Source organism: Staphylococcus simulans, from assembly GCF_003043455.1.
GTDB classification, from domain to species: domain Bacteria; phylum Bacillota; class Bacilli; order Staphylococcales; family Staphylococcaceae; genus Staphylococcus; species Staphylococcus simulans_A.
Genome location: NZ_PZGG01000019.1, coordinates 1 through 18,143, shown reverse-complemented (window position 1 = coordinate 18,143; position 18,143 = coordinate 1). Strand labels below are relative to the sequence as shown.

At 37.6% G+C, this 18,143-nt stretch carries 16 protein-coding genes and 1 riboswitch; of the genes, 13 read left to right on the top strand and 3 right to left on the bottom strand.

Going from position 1 to position 18,143, the window contains the following annotated elements; all coding sequences use genetic code 11:
- Window positions 1–24 precede the first annotated feature (24 nt).
- The 3 genes from BU038_RS04920 to BU038_RS04910 are packed head-to-tail and all read left to right on the top strand — an operon-like array spanning window position 25 to window position 2,113.
- Window positions 25–351 (top strand): YnfA family protein, encoded by a 327-nt coding sequence (locus BU038_RS04920; RefSeq protein ID WP_107605090.1) that lies wholly within the window; start codon window positions 25–27, stop codon window positions 349–351.
- 37 nt (window positions 352–388) lie between these two features.
- Entirely contained in the window at window positions 389–1,405 is a 1,017-nt protein-coding gene (locus tag BU038_RS04915) for an aldose epimerase family protein (RefSeq protein ID WP_425385743.1), read from the top strand.
- A gap of 21 nt (window positions 1,406–1,426) precedes the next feature.
- Window positions 1,427–2,113, top strand: coding sequence for a ribose 5-phosphate isomerase A (locus BU038_RS04910; RefSeq protein ID WP_241963149.1), 687 nt, complete (start codon window positions 1,427–1,429; stop codon window positions 2,111–2,113).
- Between the two features lie 93 nt (window positions 2,114–2,206).
- Here the strand turns inward: BU038_RS04910 and BU038_RS04905 are convergent, their stop codons facing one another.
- A complete protein-coding gene (locus BU038_RS04905) occupies window positions 2,207–3,196 on the bottom strand; it encodes a CPBP family intramembrane glutamic endopeptidase (protein ID WP_107605087.1) in 990 nt (329 codons plus the stop codon).
- A 350-nt stretch (window positions 3,197–3,546) separates the two neighbouring features.
- Between BU038_RS04905 and hutG the strand changes: the two genes are divergently transcribed.
- Window positions 3,547–4,476, top strand: a complete 930-nt coding sequence (gene hutG / locus BU038_RS04900; protein ID WP_107605086.1) for a formimidoylglutamase — start codon at window positions 3,547–3,549, stop codon at window positions 4,474–4,476.
- Window positions 4,477–4,527: 51 nt separating this feature from the next.
- Here hutG and BU038_RS04895 read toward each other — a convergent pair whose 3' ends face one another.
- The gene (locus BU038_RS04895; RefSeq protein ID WP_107605085.1) at window positions 4,528–5,409 is read right to left on the bottom strand and encodes a LysR family transcriptional regulator; all 882 of its coding nucleotides are present in this window, start codon (window positions 5,407–5,409) and stop codon (window positions 4,528–4,530) included.
- Window positions 5,410–5,907: 498 nt separating this feature from the next.
- On the opposite strand from BU038_RS04895, the gene BU038_RS04890 reads away from it, so the two are divergent.
- From BU038_RS04890 to BU038_RS04850, 9 genes are all read left to right on the top strand, one after another.
- Window positions 5,908–7,233 carry a YjiH family protein gene (locus BU038_RS04890; protein ID WP_199219687.1) on the top strand — a complete coding sequence of 442 codons (1,326 nt, stop codon included), beginning with the start codon at window positions 5,908–5,910 and terminating at the stop codon, window positions 7,231–7,233.
- Between the two features lie 56 nt (window positions 7,234–7,289).
- On the top strand, window positions 7,290–8,978 hold the full coding sequence (gene hutU, locus BU038_RS04885) for a urocanate hydratase (protein ID WP_107605083.1): 1,689 nt from the start codon (window positions 7,290–7,292) through the stop codon (window positions 8,976–8,978).
- The gene (gene hutI, locus BU038_RS04880; protein WP_107605082.1) at window positions 8,971–10,212 is read left to right on the top strand and encodes an imidazolonepropionase; all 1,242 of its coding nucleotides are present in this window, start codon (window positions 8,971–8,973) and stop codon (window positions 10,210–10,212) included. The genes hutU and hutI overlap by 8 nt, the downstream gene beginning before the upstream one ends.
- 138 nt (window positions 10,213–10,350) lie before the next feature.
- Window positions 10,351–11,526 carry a SulP family inorganic anion transporter gene (locus tag BU038_RS04875; RefSeq protein WP_107605081.1) on the top strand — a complete coding sequence of 392 codons (1,176 nt, stop codon included), beginning with the start codon at window positions 10,351–10,353 and terminating at the stop codon, window positions 11,524–11,526.
- Window positions 11,523–12,638, top strand: coding sequence for an amidohydrolase (locus BU038_RS04870; protein WP_107605080.1), 1,116 nt, complete (start codon window positions 11,523–11,525; stop codon window positions 12,636–12,638). The genes BU038_RS04875 and BU038_RS04870 overlap by 4 nt, the downstream gene beginning before the upstream one ends.
- Window positions 12,639–12,709: 71 nt before the next feature.
- Entirely contained in the window at window positions 12,710–13,591 is an 882-nt protein-coding gene (locus tag BU038_RS04865) for an SDR family oxidoreductase (protein ID WP_107605079.1), read from the top strand.
- 132 nt (window positions 13,592–13,723) lie between these two features.
- A complete protein-coding gene (locus BU038_RS04860; RefSeq protein WP_107605078.1) occupies window positions 13,724–14,335 on the top strand; it encodes a flavin reductase family protein in 612 nt (203 codons plus the stop codon).
- 89 nt (window positions 14,336–14,424) lie between these two features.
- Window positions 14,425–14,535: riboswitch (SAM riboswitch) on the top strand.
- Window positions 14,536–14,603: 68 nt separating this feature from the next.
- Window positions 14,604–15,911: a Na+/H+ antiporter NhaC family protein gene (locus tag BU038_RS04855; protein ID WP_107605077.1), complete on the top strand. Its 1,308-nt coding sequence runs from the start codon at window positions 14,604–14,606 to the stop codon at window positions 15,909–15,911.
- 156 nt (window positions 15,912–16,067) lie between these two features.
- The gene (locus BU038_RS04850; RefSeq protein ID WP_002479660.1) at window positions 16,068–16,589 is read left to right on the top strand and encodes an SRPBCC family protein; all 522 of its coding nucleotides are present in this window, start codon (window positions 16,068–16,070) and stop codon (window positions 16,587–16,589) included.
- A gap of 75 nt (window positions 16,590–16,664) precedes the next feature.
- Here BU038_RS04850 and glpT read toward each other — a convergent pair whose 3' ends face one another.
- On the bottom strand, window positions 16,665–18,020 hold the full coding sequence (glpT, locus tag BU038_RS04845) for a glycerol-3-phosphate transporter (RefSeq protein WP_107605076.1): 1,356 nt from the start codon (window positions 18,018–18,020) through the stop codon (window positions 16,665–16,667).
- Window positions 18,021–18,143: the final 123 nt, after the last annotated feature.

Here is an 18,143-nt window from a genome sequence, read left to right as displayed (position 1 = left end):
TTAAAAATAGGTGGCAGTCAGTATATGATGTATCCAATTGCAATTTTTATTTTAGCAGGGCTGTGTGAAATCGGCGGCGGTTATTTAATTTGGTTGTGGCTGAGAGATGCACAATCGCCGTTGTTAGGGATGCTTGGAGGTATCCTGTTAATTACATACGGTGTCATCGCAACATTCCAAGTATTTCCAACATTCAGCAGAGTATATGCAGCATATGGCGGTGTGTTCATCGTTATGAGTATTATATGGGGATATGTTTTTGACAAACAGATGCCAGATAAATATGATGTCATCGGCGGCATTGTATGTATTATCGGTGTCTTGATTATGTTGCTGCCTGATAGAGGCTGATGATTTTCATCGGGCAAGGAAAGGGTGTATTGAAATGATGTTTACAGAAGTGGAGCACCAAAGAAACGGTTTGGATTTAATTAAGATTGATAATGACCAAGCGAAAATTATCTTTTCAAATTTTGGGGCGCGTATTGTGTCTTGGAAGTATGAAGATAACAATATTGTGTTAGGAAATGTGGTTGAAGCGGATGAGTATTATCATGAAAATCCGTATTACTTCGGCGCAAGTGTCGGACGTTTCGGGGGACGTATTGAAGATGGACGCTTTGAATTAGAAGGTAAAACTTACCAACTTGAACAAAACGATCCGCCACATCATTTACATGGCGGTTTTCATGGAATCAACAAACACTATTTTGATTATGAAATTAAAGATGATAACGGCGGCTATATTCAAATTATTTTCACGACTACTATTAAATCAGCAGATGATCATTACCCAGGCGATATTAAACTAAAGATTATACATACGTATGATATCGATAACAGATGGACAATTGAATATCGCGCAGAAGCAACAGAAACTACATTGTTCAATCCGACCAACCATGTCTATTTCAACTTGAACCGAGATAATAAAGAAATAAACAATCATATTTTAACAAGTTCAACATTGAAACTGCATTTATTGAATGATAAAAATTTACCAACACTTGATAATACTATTGATTTAATCAATGTCTTAGGTAAACAATCTATGAAGTTTGAAGAAATCGGCAAAGCGGAAGATGAGCAATTACACGCACAAATTGAACGTTATCACGGTCTAGATCACCCATTTACAATCGGTGAAGAATTGACTGTTGAAAACAGCCAATTCTTATTGAAAATGAAAACAGATATGCCACATGTCGTTATCTTTACCTTTAATGAAACAAACAATTGGGAAAGTGATATGAACATTTATAAACCACACTCAGGTTTTACTTTAGAAGCACAATGCTTACCAAATGATATTAATTTATTGGGAGAAGAAGCACCGTCTATTTTACGTAAAGGTGATACCTTCTTTTCTAAAACAACGTATCAAATTATAGAAAAATCTGAGTAATACAATGACAAGGAGTATTCAGTGATGGATGTTAGAGCGTTAAAATTACAAACTGTGAAAGACGCAGTATCAGAAATTAAAGATGGTATGGTTGTCGGTATTGGGACAGGCAGTACGATTGAACTTTTATTACCGCATATCGCGAAATTATTAGATGATGGCGCTACAATTACAGGTGTTTGTACATCTAATAAAACTGCTTTGCTTGCGAAAGAATTAGGGATTACGATTGTTAACGTTAATGATGTCGATCATATTGATGTGGCAATTGACGGTGCAGATGAATTTGACCCGCAATTAAATTTAATCAAAGGCGGCGGCGGTGCACTGTTTCGTGAAAAAGTCATTGATGAAATGGCTGAACGTTTTGTAGTCATCGCAGATGAAACGAAACAAGTCGATTACTTAGGCCAAACATTTAAATTACCAGTAGAAGTTGATCGCTTCAACTGGATGCTTGTCGCTAAGAAAATAGAGCTTGATACTAAAGCTAAAGTATCACGCCGTAATGTAGAAGATATTACTTTTATCACAGATAATGATAATTATATTTTAGATGTTGAATTACCACCAAACACTGATCCATACGACATGCATGAGTATTTAATTCATTTAACAGGTGTATTAGAAACTGGATACTTCTTAGACCTTGCAGACCGCGTCATCGTAGGCAAACAAGAAGGTGTCGAAATTATTGATAAGGTTTAAAGACACTCAAGTCATTTAAATCATAATATACAAAGAAGCGCTGGCAGATAACTACATGGTATCTGTCAGCGCTTTTATAATAAGTCGACTTACTTATTTAGGTTCGTCTGTATTTTTTGATTGTGCGGGTTCATCTTCTTTAACAGATTCAGAATCCTTTGTTGTAGGCTCAGATTCAGTATCTTCAGTAACTGGTGTTGCTTCTTCTGTTTGCGCAGTTTCTGATACTTCGACATCTTCGTCTTCTTCATCTTTTGGATAATCTAAAGGATTGTTCGGTTCCACTTCTTCTAAAGAATCTTTTGTGAAAAAGTAGAAAGCTGCTCTAATAAGTAAGCTGAGCAGAATGAAGACAGCGCCTACAAGTGCTGTACTTAATGCGATTACTTTCATAGAGAAGACATCTCCAAGTTCTTCACTAAAGAAGAAGACTAAGCCAAATGACATTAAAGCATGGAATGCCACCGCAATGTAGATTGTACGTCCTTTAGTACCTCTGATCAATTCACCGATAATCATTGAGAAAGCGAAGTGATATAACAAGTTATATAGTGTGAATTCTAATGTATAAGTCGTATTCACATTCCATAAAGCATACAAAATACCGATTAGGATAGATGCGAATAACGTATTTGTTTTCGTTTCTACGACATTCTGTAAGTATGAACGGAACCCGAATTCTACAAAGAATGCCATTAAAAGATGTCCGATTAAAATAGAAGTCACAGACACAGATAAGTTTTTAGATTGTAAAATAATAAAACTGTCTGCGTAAGTATTAAAGGCAAACATACAAATAATACAAATCACAAGCGGTAAGATTAACGCTAAAATAATGCGTTCAATCACTTTAAAACTGATTGTGAACTTTAAGCTGGCTAGCTGAGCGCGTTTATTTCGAAATACAATTAAGCAGATAATAGCTGCGATAAATGGCGCAAGTGTACTCAAATCAAAGACAAAGCGTTTGAATGGAACTTGGCCTTGAAAATCTTTCAGAACCAACGGGAGTGCGTATGCAAGTACGTAGAAGACAAAAATCGTCATAGCCCATTGGAAACCTGATATGCGTTTCGTGTCCATTATGAAACCTCCAATAATTGCGGCAATATCCATACATTTTTATATTAACTTCTATCATATAATACATTACATATAGAGTGAACCCTTAAGTATGTATTCAAAGTTTTAACTGTTTTTTAGCGTATGGATATACATAATAACCTAATAGTATTATACATCTCAATAAAACAGAAATAAATCACTTCCCCTGAAATGACTTCTAAATGAAATCTCGTTGTAAAGGTTGAATGCAACAAGTTTAAGTGTAAGCGTTTTAAATTTTTTCAGAAAAGGGTATGCAAAAAGTAGAATAGACTATTAAGAAATGTATATAATGATTCACAAGGTATGACTTAAGGAGGATGTGGAACATGTATAAGCAAGCCAACAAAGATTTATGGACAGGTAGAGTGGATAGTGAAACAGATTCATCGCAATTCAGACACTTTCAAACAATTGAACTGAAAGACATTAATGAAACAAAGTTTGATCGAAAACAGGGTACAGGCATTTTAGGCTATGCTGTTGATAAAGGGGTAGAACTCAACAATGGTCGAGTAGGTGCACAAGAAGGTCCAGATGCAATACGTAAAGCATTTGCGAATTTATCAGTGTTAACACCTTGCCCGGTTTATGATTACGGTAATGTCTATCATAATCATGATGCATTAATTGAAACACAAGAAGAATATGCAGACTTAGCTTCAAAAATGTTTGGAAATCATAATTATTCATTATTAGTCGGAGGCGGGCATGATATTGCTTATGCACAATATTTAGCGATGCGTAAATCTTATCCAGATGCATCGATAGGTGTGATTAATATTGATGCACATTTCGATACAAGAGAAGCAGAATCTTCCACTTCAGGTACGAGTTTCAGACAAATTTTAGAAGAAGATGACAATGCGCACTATTTTGTATTAGGTATTCAACCAGCAAGCAATACAAAACATTTATTTGACTATGCAGATAAGCGAGGCATTGAATATGTAACTGTAGATGAAATCTTACATGAGATTTCTCCGACAATTAAAGATAAATTAGATCATTTTATTAACAAGCACGATGTTATCATGCTGACGATTTGTATGGATGTGGTAGATAGTGCATTTGCGCCAGGTGTCAGTGCACCAGCAGTTAATGGCTTAACACCGCATATTATTTTAGAGTTAACAAGACGTGTCATTGGACATGAGAAATTAATATCTGTAAGTATTGCAGAAACGAATCCATTACATGATGTTGATAATCGTACCGCAAAACTCGTCGCATTATTATTGCACAACTTCATTCATTAATAGAGATAAATAAGACGGATACTTCCACGAATTTGAAGTATCCGTCTTATTTTAATTCATCTTCCAATAATCAATACAGGCATCAATGAGTTGATTCGCTGGTTCTGAGAGTTTACGTTTTTCTAGGTAGTTTAAATAAATTGTACGTTCAATATTCGGTTCTAATTTGACCGCATTTAAATGATTTGCGGAAGAAGATTGATAGTAGAATCTCGGGATGATTGTATGGCCTAAACCTCTATGAACTAATGTCGTCGCTGTTTCAAAACGGTCCACTTCAAGCACAATATTCGGATGGATATTCATATGTTTAAAATATTCATCAACATGTTTTCGTACTTGGTATTGTCGATTCGGCAAGATTAAAGGCAATTGCTGTAATGTTTCAGCACTGATACTACGTTGATTATTAAAAGTATCTTTAGGTGTAATCAATACATAAGGTTCCTGATATAAAGGCACAGAAACAATGCCTTCGCGTTGTATAGCTTCGTTAAAAATCGCAAATGAAATATCAAAATTCAACAGGCTGGAAATTATATGTTCAAGACTATGTTGTTCGACAATTTGATAACGTTGTTTATGAAATTGATAATGATGTTGTTGGATGACCATAGCCATCCAAGCACTCGTAGACTCTAATATTGAAAGTTTAATACGTGGTTCATCACTGATATTCAAATCATACATCTGATCCAATGTACGATGATACATTTCAACTAAGTCTGTCGCATGTTTATAGAATTGGATGCCTTTCTCTGTAATTTTTAAAGCTTTTGTTGTTCTGATAAACAGAAGATACCCCAAATCATCTTCTATTTTCTTTATCGCAGTTGTTAAAGATGGCTGACTGATATGTAGAAACTGTGCTGCTTTTGTAAAACTATTGTATTTAACGACCGCTAAAAAGTACTCTAATTGTATAATTTTCATAAAATTATCCCCCTGTTTAGACGTGCTGAAATCTTTGTGACACGTGCGTTAACCCCTTATTATAGTTTTAAGCTATAAATGATTAGTTTATTGATATTTGAAGCTTATAATCTTCTACGCGTATACTTAAGTTGTATTACAAGTTATACAAAAATATTCTAACGCAATGTTTTTAACGCTAAAATTTCGGAATATTCAATAAACTACCACAGTTAATAATCTAAAAATTATAACTATTTATTCATTATAACATGGAATAATCAGTGTAACTTGTAAGAATGATGATGTGAGGTTGATGAGTAAACAAGGGGACGTACATAAAATGAAGGGGATCATTTTTACGTGAGCTGATCGACCTATCACTATCATTCAAAAATTCATAACATGATGCGAAGCTTAAGTCATCGAGAGCCAGTCAGATAAAACAGCTTTGTCGTACTTGTAAAACAAAGGGGTGTGTCAAGTATGAAAACAGAAGCAGATTTGGTTTCTGGCGAAATGGAATTCCAGCCTGAGAGTAAACCCGCTGATAAGCAGACGGGGGTCGGCATGTGGCGGTTTTACGTATTCAGCATTATCGGAATTTTATGTTTCTTCGTACCAGTGACAATTAACGGAACGAACACGATTATTGTAGATCATGTTCATTTATGGATTCGCGCAGCATTCGGAGTAGCAATGCCTTATGTCGCATTGTTGATGATATTAGTAGGTGCTACGTTACCGATTATTCGTAAAGAATATACAAAATCAGTGACAGACTTTGTGGTAGTTCTTTTCAAAGTACTCGGAGCAGTCATCGGTATTATGTATGTCTTTAAAATAGGACCTGCTTTATTATTTAATCCGAATTACGGACCGTTCTTATTCGATAAATTGATGTTGCCGCTAAGTATCTTGATTCCAGTCGGTGCTGTGGCACTATCATTACTTGTCGGATACGGGCTGCTTGAATTTATCGGGGTATTAATGCAGCCGATTATGCGTCCAGTCTTCAAGACGCCAGGTAAATCTGCGGTAGATGCCGTGGCATCTTTCGTCGGCAGTTATTCATTAGGTCTCTTGATTACAAATCGTGTCTATAAAGATGGAATGTATAACAAGAAAGAAGCGGTCATTATCGCGACGGGATTCTCAACAGTATCTGCAACTTTCATGGTTATTGTCGCAAATACATTAGAGTTAATGCCGCATTGGAATTTATTCTTCTGGAGTACGTTGATCATTACATTTGTAGTGACAGCCATATCGGCACATTTACCGCCGATTCGAAATGAATCAGAGGAATATTTTGAAGGCCAAGAAGGTCAGAAAGAAGTTGAAGTTAACGGCAATCGTGTGGTCGCAGCATATGATGAAGCGAAACGCCAATCACACGGGTCTTTACCATTACTTAAAAACATTTGGGTGAATGTGAAAGATGGATTTGAAATGACGATGGCGATTTTACCATCTATCTTATCAATCGGATTCTTCGGATTGTTGCTTGCAAATTTCACACCAGTGATTGATTGGTTAAGTTATATCTTTTATCCGTTTATCTATATTTTCCCGATTGCGGATAAACCATTGCTAGCAAAAGCTTCGGCGATTTCATTAATCGAGATGTTCTTACCATCTCTATTAGTCGTGAAGTCAACGATGGCAGTTAAGTTAGTGACAGCTATTACAAGTATTTCAGCAATTATTTTCTTCTCAGCGCTGGTACCTTGTATTTTAGCAACGGATATCAAAATTCCAATTTGGAAATTGGCATTAATTTGGTTCATCCGTGTCGCACTGACTTTATTGATTGCGATTCCATTTGCGTTATTAATTTTCTAAATTGAAATCTAAAACTGTGTTTTTAAATTCATAACTAAACAAAGGAGAGATTGATTATGACTAAAGAAGTAGCAGCGAAAGGCAGACAAATTAAAGCGAAAAAAGGATTGGAAATTGAATGTAAAGGATGGGAACAAGAAGCAGTCCTTCGAATGTTATACAATAACTTAGATCCAGAAGTAGCAGAGCATCCTGAAAAGTTAGTCGTTTACGGGGGTATTGGTAAAGCGGCACGTAACTGGGAAGCGTTTGATGCGATTGTAGATACATTACGTCGCTTAGAAAGTGATGAAACAATGTTAGTTCAATCTGGTAAACCTGTTGCTGTCTTTAAAACACATGAAGAAGCACCACGTGTATTATTATCAAACTCTGTACTTGTACCGAAATGGGCGCACTGGGAACACTTCCATGAATTAGATAAAAAAGGTTTAATGATGTATGGTCAAATGACAGCAGGCAGCTGGATTTATATCGGCTCTCAAGGAATTGTTCAAGGAACATATGAAACATTCGCAGAACTCGCAAACCAACACTATGATGGTTCATTAAAAGGTACTATCACATTAACAGCTGGTTTAGGCGGCATGGGTGGTGCGCAACCATTAGCTGTTACGATGAATGAAGGGGTAGTTATCGGTGTAGATGTGGATCCATCTCGTATCGAAAAACGTATTGAAACACGTTATTGCGATATTATCACGGATTCTTTAGATGAAGCGTTAGAAAAAGCACAAGAAGCGAAAGAAGCAGGCAAACCATTATCTGTCGGTTTAGTCGGCAATGCGCCTGAAGTTTATAATGAAATTTTAAAACGTGATTTCAAAATTGATATCATCACAGACCAAACGTCTGCGCATGACCCGTTAAATGGTTATGTTCCTGAAGGTTATTCTTTAGAAGAAGCATCAGCATTACGTGATGCAAATCCAGACGAATATGTGAAATTATCTTCACAATCAATGAAAAATCATGTAGCAGCAATGTTAGAATTCCAAAAACGTGGAGCAGTTGCATTTGACTATGGTAATAATATCCGTCAAGTAGCATATGACCAAGGTTTAGAAAATGCCTTTGATTTCCCTGGTTTCGTACCAGCGTACATCAGACCGTTATTCTGTGAAGGTAAAGGACCTTTCCGTTTTGCGGCATTAAGTGGTGATCCGAAAGATATTGAACGTGCAGACCAAGCAATGCGTGAACTTTTCCCTGAAGATGAGAAGTTAATGCGTTGGTTAGATATGGCAACTGAAAAAATTGCGTTCCAAGGTTTACCTTCAAGAATTGCATGGTTAGGTTACGGTGAACGTGCCAAAATGGGTCTTAAATTAAATGAATTAGTACGTAACGGTGAAATTTCAGCACCAGTTGTTATCGGACGTGACCACTTAGACTCAGGTTCAGTAGCATCACCAAACCGTGAAACTGAATCAATGAAAGACGGTTCAGATGCTGTTGGTGACTGGGCAATCTTAAACGCATTAGTAAATACTGCAGCAGGCGGTTCTTGGATTTCAGTCCACCACGGCGGCGGTGTAGGTATGGGTTATTCATTACATGCCGGTATGGTTGTTGTTGCAGACGGTTCAGATCGTGCAGAAGCACGTTTGAAACGAGTATTGACAACAGATCCGGGTATGGGTGTAGTAAGACATGCTGATGCTGGCTATGATATTGCGATTGATACAGCAAATGAAAAAGGTGTCGATATTCCAATGTTAAAGGAGCAAGATTCTAATGAGTAATGATGTTGTTATCCAAAATATTGCACAATTAATTTTACCGAAGAAAACTGATAAACCTTTAAAAGGTAATCAGCTCAATGAATTAAAAGTCATTGAAAACGCAACATTAGTCGCGAAAGACGGTAAAGTAGTTTATGCAGGACCACATACTGAAGAGTATGAAGCACAAGAAGTGGTAGATGCGACTGGCAAAGTCGTATCACCTGCTTTAGTTGATGCACATACACACTTAGTATTCGGCGGTTCGAGAGAGCATGAAATGGCCTTAAAACAACAAGGTGCGTCTTATCTGGAAATTCTAGAACAAGGCGGCGGTATTTTATCTACAGTTAAAGCTACACGTGAGGCAACGGAAGATGAGTTGTTGAAGAAAACAGACAAGTCTTTACGTGAAATGATGTCTTATGGTGTGTTAACGGTAGAAAGTAAGAGCGGTTATGGTTTAGATAAAGAGAATGAATTGAAACAATTAAAAGTGTCACATGCTTTAGAACAAAAGTATGGTATTACAATGAAACACACATTCTTAGGGCCGCACGCTGTTCCGAAAGAAGCGGAATCTAATCAAGCGTTCTTACAAGAGATGATTGACTTATTACCAGAAGTAAAGGAATATGCAGACTTTGCGGATATCTTCTGCGAAACAGGCGTCTTTACAGTTGATGAATCACGTGAATATATGAAAGCAGCTAAAGAACAAGGCTTTGATGTTAAAATTCACGCAGATGAGATTGATCCTTTAGGTGGTTTAGGCGTAGCGATTGAACAAGGTGCGATTTCAGCTGATCACTTAGTCGCTTCAAGTGAAGAAGATAAACAAGCATTAAAAGATAGCGATACAGTTGCGGTTGTTTTACCAGGGACAACATTCTATTTAGGTAAAGACCAATACGCAGATGCGCGTGGTATGTTGGATAATAATGGTGCAGTAGCGATTGCATCCGACTTCAACCCAGGCAGTAACGTAACGAACAACTTGCAAATGGTTATGGCGATTGCAGCGTTGAAATTAAAATTAACACCAAATGAAATTTGGAACGCAGTTACAGTCAATGCGGCAAAAGCAATTGATGCAGATGCAGGTACGTTAGAACAAGACGACCGCGCAAACTTCGTAATTTGGAATGTACCGAATTATGAATATGTACCATATCATTATGGTATCAACCATGCGGAATATGTTTATAAAGACGGTAAGCTCTTTATCGATAACCGTATTGAAGTACAACAATAAGCTTCGACAATCAGTTAAATAAAACTTTTTTACAGCTATACTTATGTGAAATCATAGGTGTAGCTGTTTTTTTGTATCTTAATAGTCTGACAATTTATGTTAAGATAAGTGCATAGAGAAATGGGTGGGTGAAAAAAATTGGAACGTCAAGCGTATGTGAATCAATGGAAAGGTGACATTAAGGATAATGTACTGGCAGGTATTTTAATTGCGTTATCCGCATTGCCCGGAGCCATTGCGTATTCATTTATTGTCGGTATGAATCCATCGGTAGGTTTGTTGAGCATGGGTATTATGATGATTGTACTCAGTCTGACTGCCGGCAGAACATTGATGATTACAGGACCAAGCAGTGGTATTGCCTTAGTCGCAGCACCCTTAGTCATGCATCATGGTGTGGGTTATTTAATCTGTGCGACGATTGTTATGGGGATTCTGCAATTAGGTATGGGTGCATTAAATGTAGGACGATTGATTGAACGTATTCCACAAGCAGTTGTAGTCGGCTTTATGAACGCCTTAGCGTTATTATTGATGTCTTCGCAAATAGATAATATTTTCAACATTTCAATCGCTACGTATTTATTTGCGATTGTTTCTTTTATAATTATTTGGTTTGCGCCGCGTTGGATTTCATTTATACCAGCACCTTTAATTTCAATTATTGTTTTAACCATCATTGCGCATCTCATTCACCCGAAATTACATTATGTGAAAGATTTAGCAGACATCTATGTAGTCTTACCTAAACTCCAATTATCTCAGTTTCATCTGTTTACAGAAAGTCATGCCTTATTAATCATTGTAGGTTATGGCATCACCATGGCAATAGTCGGTACGCTGCAATCTTTATTGACTGCACAAGCATTAGATGTGCTGACACATGAACGGAGTTGTTTAAATCAAGAATCGGCTGCACAAGGCCTTGCGAATTTAGCAGCAGGGCTATTGGGTGGTTTCGGAGGCAGTGCATTAGTCGGTCAATCGAAATTTAATGTGAAAGTCGGTGCGACTGCACGTTATGCGACATTAGTGACTGCTTTATTTTTATTACTGACGATTTACGTCTTAGGACCTGTAATCGCACTGATTCCAATGGTCGTACTTGCGACGGTTTTAGTTTCAATCGCATTGAATACCTTTGATAGACGTACGCTGCAAGCAATTAAAGCAGCACCTGTATTAAATACGTCAACGATAATCGGTACGATGATTGTCACGCTAGTAACCAATAATTTAGCCTTTGGTGTTGCTGCGGGTTCAGCAATTTATTTAGTGATCTATGTTGTAAGTAAAGGAAGGGAAAGTATATGAGTCATTATGAACAATTAGTCGAATGGAGACGGATGTTTCACCAACATCCAGAAGTCTCTTATCAAGAATATGAAACGACTGCGCGTTTAAAAGAAATTTTAGAAGCGCATGACATTAAATTAATAGATTATTCGTTAAACACTGGTTTAGTCGCAGAAATCGGTGAGGGCGATACGGTAGTCGCATTACGTACAGATATTGATGCTTTACCTATCGAAGAGCAAGTAGAGAGTGAGATTACCTCCCAAAACAAAGGCGTCATGCATGCTTGCGGTCATGATATACATATGGCGAGTATTCTAGGCGCTGCATTGTTGTTGAAAGAGAGAGAAGTAGAACTGCCAGGACGTGTCCGTATTTTATTTCAAGCTGCTGAAGAAGTAGGCAGTGGTGCACAACAGATGGTGGAAGCGGGTGTGTTAGAAGGCGTTAAAGCTGTGACAGGCTTTCATAATGATCCGACATTAGATGTGGGTACTTTAGCGATTAAATCAGGTGCGTTGACTTCAGCAGTAGATCGTTTCTTTATTCGAATTAAAGCGAAAGGCGGTCACGCCGCAAAACCTGAAGAAAGCAATGACCCGATGATTATTTTAGGACAATTGCTAACGAGTGTGCAGTCTATCGTCAGTCGTAATGTCTCAGCATTTGATTCTGCAGTTGTGACAATTGGTGAAGTATCGGCTGGCAACACTTGGAATGTCATTCCAGATTCAGCACACATTCAAGGCACAGTACGTACATTTAATAATGAAACACGTGCGTTTGCAGAGCAACGTCTACAAAGTATTTGTGATGGTTTAGGTGCTGCGTTTAATGCTGAGATTGAATTAGAATATATTCATTTACCGAATGCTGTTATGAATCATGAAGGTTTAACACAGATTGCACAAGAAGCGGCACATGAGACAGGGTATAAAGTTGAACAATTAAGTCAACCTAAAACGATTGGTGAAGATTTCTCGGCGATGAGTGATACTGTCCTGGGTGTCTTCAGTTTCATTGGCTCACAATCTGAGTATGATTTGCATCATCCAAAATATAACCCGGATGAAGCTATTCTGAAAACAGCGCCTGAGTTTCTTGCAAATTTAGTTCAAAAATTATTTTAATTTGTCTATGAATGAAATATAGATTTTGTGGTATATCAATAGAGAGACAAAATATTGAGGAGTGATAGATAATGGCACCACAAGATCCACGTACGAAATTCTCTGATCAAGATTTTCCGAAACAAGAACAAGAATGGCCAGGTTTCCAAACAGATATGGATCCAAAACCAGACTGTGGCGAAACATCTTATAAAGGACATGGACGCCTAGAAGGCTTGAAAGCATTAGTCACAGGCGGTGACTCTGCGATTGGTCGTGCTGTTGCAATTGCGTATGCACGAGAAGGTGCGTCTGTCGTGATTAACTATCATCCAAAAGAAGAAGACGATGCACAAGAAGTTAAAAAAGTGATTGAAGATACAGGTGGTACTGTTTATTTAAAACCAGGTGATTTATCAGACGAGCAATTCAACTACGATTTAGTTGAATATGCACACGAAACACTTGGCGGTTTAGATAATGTGACACTAGTTGCCGGACATCAGCAATATCATGAAGGCTTTGAAAACTTCAAAACAGAAGATTTCACACAAACTTTCACAACGAATGTGTATTCACTATTCTGGACAGTACAAAAAGCACTTGAGTATCTAAAGCCAGGTGCGACAATCACAACGACAACATCTATTCAAGGTTATGATCCTAACCCGATCTTGCATGACTATGCGGCAACTAAAGCTGCGATTATTTCATTAACGAAAAGCTTAGCGAAAGAATTAATCGATAAAGGTATCCGTGTGAACTCAGTTGCACCCGGACCATTCTGGTCACCACTACAAATTTCTGGTGGTCAACCGCAAAGTAAAATTCCTGAATTCGGTCAAAGTTCAATGATGGGCCGTGCAGGTCAACCTGTTGAATTAGCCGGCACTTATGTCTTACTTGCTTCAGATGAATCAAGTTATACAACAGGCCAAGTGTATGGCGTAACAGGTGGTAAACAAATCAACTAAGCTATGATTAGGACAGCGTTCCATTTAAAATTGGAGCGCTGTTTTTATACTTACAAACACATTATTCGCAAAGTAAGGTTTAGTTTATTATGCTATAGGTATAATTAGTATAGTAACTAAGGAGGTAGAATGATGAAACATTTTAACCCTAACGATTTAACACAACGAGAAAATTATAAATTATTAAGCGGCAGTGTGTTACCAAGACCCATTGCTTTTGTGACTTCTCAAGATAAAGCAGGTCATTTAAATGCGGCACCATTCAGTTTCTTTAATGTGGTCAGCAGTCATCCGCCGATGATTATGATTTCAACAGGACGTACAGAAGGTGTCCGTAAAGATACAGCACAAAATATCATTGATACTGGAGAATTTGTCGTACACATTTCTGAACTGTCTATGATTGAAGGCATTAATAGTACAGCTGCACCGATTGAGCGTGAAGCCAATGAATTAGAACGTACGGATTTCAAAACGATTCCTTCAGATGTCGTTAATGTACCAGCGGTTGAAGGGGCACGTATCCGCTTTGAATGTAAATTAGATCGTGTGATTGAACTTGGTGATGACCAAGCAGGCAGTGATTTAATCTTAGGTGAAGTTGTTCGCTATCATATTTCAGATGATGTATACATTGATCCGCATAAAATTGATGTACAAACATTACATCCTGTCGGTCGTTTAGCTGGTAATGATTATGTAAAACTAGGTCAAGAGTTTGTATTAGAAAGACCGACAGAATAATTGCTTAATGAAAAGTTCATACTTTGATGATTGACTAACTATTACAATCATGATAGGTTTAAAAAGATTCAAAAAATAAAAATAAATATAGCTTATCAAGAGAGGTGGAGTGATGGGCACTTTGAAACCTCGGCAACATGGTTCGCTGTTAGCGACGCGTGTGCCAATTCCCATAGCAACTATTTGCTAAGAGATAAGAAGTATAATGTATCCTTTTTTCTTAGCTGAAAAAAGGATTTTTTAATATCATGAGTGAGGTGTTTGAATCATGTCTGAACAGAAACAAAAAGGCAATGCAGTCGCACTGATTCCTTTAATATTATTTGTTGGTTTGTTCTTAGGTGTAGGGATTATTACCGGCGACTTTACGAAGATGCCGTTAAATATTGCGATTACAATTGCGGTAATTGTCGCATTAATAATGAATCGCAAAGAAAAATTCACTGAGAAAGTTGAAGTCTTCACAAAAGGTGCAGGCCATTCTAATATTATTCTGATGGTCTTAATTTTCGTATTAGCCGGCGCCTTTTCTAAAGTGACAGAAGATATGGGCGGTGTGAAATCTACCGTGAATTTAGGTTTAAGTTTAATTCCGGGTAACTTGTTGATTATCGGTTTGTTTATTATTTGTATGTTCGTTTCTATTTCTATGGGAACATCAGTCGGTACAGTCGCAGCTATTGCACCAGTCGGCTTTGGTATCAGTGAAGCGACTGATATTTCAGCGGCACTTGCGATGGCAACCGTTGTCGGCGGTGCGATGTTTGGTGATAACTTATCTATGATTTCAGATACGACGATTTCTGCAGTACGTACACAACATACAAAAATGAGTGATAAGTTCAAAGTAAACTTTAAAATTGTGTTGCCGGGTGCCATTATAACGATGATTATTTTAGGCATCTTGACACATAGCGCAACCATCAGCAGCACAAAAGATTACAGTTTTGAGTTTATTAAAGTGATTCCATATTTATTAGTGTTAATCTTAGCTTTGATTGGCGTAAATGTGATTATTGTGCTGATAGGTGGCACAGTACTCTCAGGTATTATCGGTTTAATCGACGGTTCGTTTAATTGGATCGGTTTCTTGAAAGCTGCATCAGAAGGTATGATTGGCATGGAAGATATTGCGATTATTGCATTGATGATTGGCGGTTTAATCGGCATCATTCAACATAATGGCGGTATTACATGGCTGCTTAACTTTGTGCGAAGCCGTGTCAAATCAAGACGTGGTGCAGAGTTCGGTATCGCAAGTTTAGTAAGTGCTGCAGATATTTCAACTGCGAATAATACGATTTCTATTTTAATGGCAGGTCCATTAGCTAAAAATATCGCAGATGAATATGATATTGATCCGAGAAAATCAGCAAGTATTTTAGACATTTTCGGCAGCTGCTTCCAAGGTCTTTTACCTTATAGTCCACAGGTGATTGCGGCTGCAGGCGTCGCAGGTATTTCGCCATTTATGTTAGTGCCATATTCAATTTATCCGATTATTTTAGGTATCAGCGGATTAGCCGCAATCATCTTTAATTTTCCAAAACTAAATAAACGTAAACAAAAAGCGTAAATTATTTTTACTTTCTCACTTGAAAAATGTTAAAGTAATCTTGTTGTGAAATAACCACAGAGGCATAGTGACAAATGCTTTGCTAGTAGGATTACTTTGGCTTATGCTTCTAAATGAGTTAGAATAATAAAGAGTGCGAAAGTAGGTGACGACAGAGTGGCAAGATATAATATTGAAAATGACGTCGTAGTCATATCATTGGAACGTTTTATGCGTATCCCGCCAGAATTGATTTACCAAGCTTGGACAGATGCGGATATCATGAGACGTTGGTTCATGACTTCTAACCGTTCAAATCAATCGATTGACTTGATTCCAGAAGAGGGCAGACGTTATGAAATTGTTGATGAACGTAATGGTAAGAAGAACAGAGTAACAGGGGTCTTCCAAGAATTAGAAGCACCTAACCGAATTGTGATGACAATCGGTATGCCTGAACTCAGCGATAAAGAAGATACCATTGAAGTAGAAATTTTTGAACGTGAACCAGGCTCAGACATGACACAAATGAATTTCCGATATACTGCTGTTGTTCCGAAAGAAAGACGATGGACAACTTTGGAATACAAACAGCAGAAGAAAGAATATCATGATGCGACGGCACACGGCTTTGAAAATATGTTCATTAAGCTTCAAGATATTTTAAGAGAAATGCAAGAAGACAAAGAAGAATTTTAACCAAAACAAGCGACACACAATGCTAGAAAGCAGCGTATGTCGCTTGTTTTATTTTATATATGCAATTTTAAATTTTTAGACAGTCTCTTGACCGCGTTTATTCCAAGTCAGAATAAAGCTTAACATAGCTAGAATACTAATCACTGTTAATAAGATGAAACCTGCATCCCAGCCAAATTGATCAACCACGAAACCAAGTACGATGTTAGCCATAACTGCACCGAATAGATAACCGAATAGACCTGTTAATCCAGCAGCTGTACCTGCTGCTTTCTTAGGTACATAGTCTAATGCTTGTAAACCAATCAACATCACTGGACCATAGATTAAGAAACCAATCGCAACGAGCGCTAAGTTATCCACTAATGGATTACCTGGAGGGTTCAACCAGTAGATTAAGACGAAAATAGTTACGCCTAACATAAAGAAGAATCCTGCTGGACCACGACGACCTTTAAAGACCTTATCTGAAATCCAACCACAAAGCAATGTTCCAGGAATACCAGCCCACTCGTACAAGAAGTAAGCCCATCCAGAGGCTTTCATATCAAAATGTTTTTCTTCGCTTAAATAGACAGGTGCCCAGTCAAGCACACCATAGCGAACGAAGTAAACGAAAATGTTCGCGAAGGCGATTGCCCATACCCATTTGTTATTCAGCACATACTTGAATAAGATTTCTTTGGTTGTTAATTCTGTTTCAAGTGTTGTTCTTGAAGCAGTCGGGTAATCATTGCGATAGGCTTCAATCGGTGGTAAACCTTGTGATTGCGGTGTATCTCTGATTAAGACATAAGAGATGATCGCAATAATAATCGCTAGTAATGCGGGATAAATGAAGACCCCTTCAAATCCTTTTAAATAACCGAAGTTATATAAGGCTGTCATAGATATACCCCAAGTCGCAATCGGTGCCATTAAACCACCGCCGACATTATGCGCGACGTTCCAAATAGCTGTTTTACTGCCCCGTTCACTTACACTGAACCAATGCACTAATACACGTCCTGAAGGGGGCCATCCCATTCCTTGGAACCAACCGTTTAAGAACAGCATAATAAACATAATTAAAATGCTTGAAGTGAAGAAAGGAACAAAACCAAGCAACAGATTGACAATCGCTGTCAAAATCAATCCTAGTGTTAAGAACATGCGTGCATTGCTTCGGTCACTGACAGTTCCCATCACAAATTTACTAAAACCGTATGCGATTGAAACGGCTGACAGCGCAATACCTAATTGACCTTTACTGAACCCCTGTTCAATCAAATCAGGCATCGCAAGAGAAAAGTTTTTACGTAATAAATAATAACCCGCATAACCGATGAAGATACCTAGGAATACTTTCATTCGCAGTTGTTTATATGTATCATCAACTTGCTCTTTTGGTAGAGGAGCGATTGGTTTTGGCGGTTTTAAAAAGTTAAACAAGTAAGCGCCTCCTTTACAAATAATTAACTCAATCTTAATACTAAATTTACAAAAGAGCAATGAACTTTTTTATTATTTAGTTTTAATATAAAAAAAGACACTCCAATCATGGAATGTCAGAAC

Bases quoted from the DNA above. Each gene is read 5' to 3' on its own strand.
- BU038_RS04920 (WP_107605090.1), top strand. From the start codon at position 25: ATGATGTATCCAATTGCAATTTTTATTTTAGCAGGGCTGTGTGAAATC.
- BU038_RS04915 (WP_425385743.1), top strand. From the start codon at position 389: ATGTTTACAGAAGTGGAGCACCAAAGAAACGGTTTGGATTTAATTAAG.
- BU038_RS04905 (WP_107605087.1), bottom strand. From the start codon at position 3,196: ATGGACACGAAACGCATATCAGGTTTCCAATGGGCTATGACGATTTTT.
- hutG (WP_107605086.1), top strand. From the start codon at position 3,547: ATGTATAAGCAAGCCAACAAAGATTTATGGACAGGTAGAGTGGATAGT.
- BU038_RS04895 (WP_107605085.1), bottom strand. From the start codon at position 5,409: ATGAAAATTATACAATTAGAGTACTTTTTAGCGGTCGTTAAATACAAT.
- BU038_RS04890 (WP_199219687.1), top strand. From the start codon at position 5,908: ATGGAATTCCAGCCTGAGAGTAAACCCGCTGATAAGCAGACGGGGGTC.
- hutU (WP_107605083.1), top strand. From the start codon at position 7,290: ATGACTAAAGAAGTAGCAGCGAAAGGCAGACAAATTAAAGCGAAAAAA.
- hutI (WP_107605082.1), top strand. From the start codon at position 8,971: ATGAGTAATGATGTTGTTATCCAAAATATTGCACAATTAATTTTACCG.
- BU038_RS04870 (WP_107605080.1), top strand. From the start codon at position 11,523: ATGAGTCATTATGAACAATTAGTCGAATGGAGACGGATGTTTCACCAA.
- BU038_RS04865 (WP_107605079.1), top strand. From the start codon at position 12,710: ATGGCACCACAAGATCCACGTACGAAATTCTCTGATCAAGATTTTCCG.
- BU038_RS04860 (WP_107605078.1), top strand. From the start codon at position 13,724: ATGAAACATTTTAACCCTAACGATTTAACACAACGAGAAAATTATAAA.
- BU038_RS04855 (WP_107605077.1), top strand. From the start codon at position 14,604: ATGTCTGAACAGAAACAAAAAGGCAATGCAGTCGCACTGATTCCTTTA.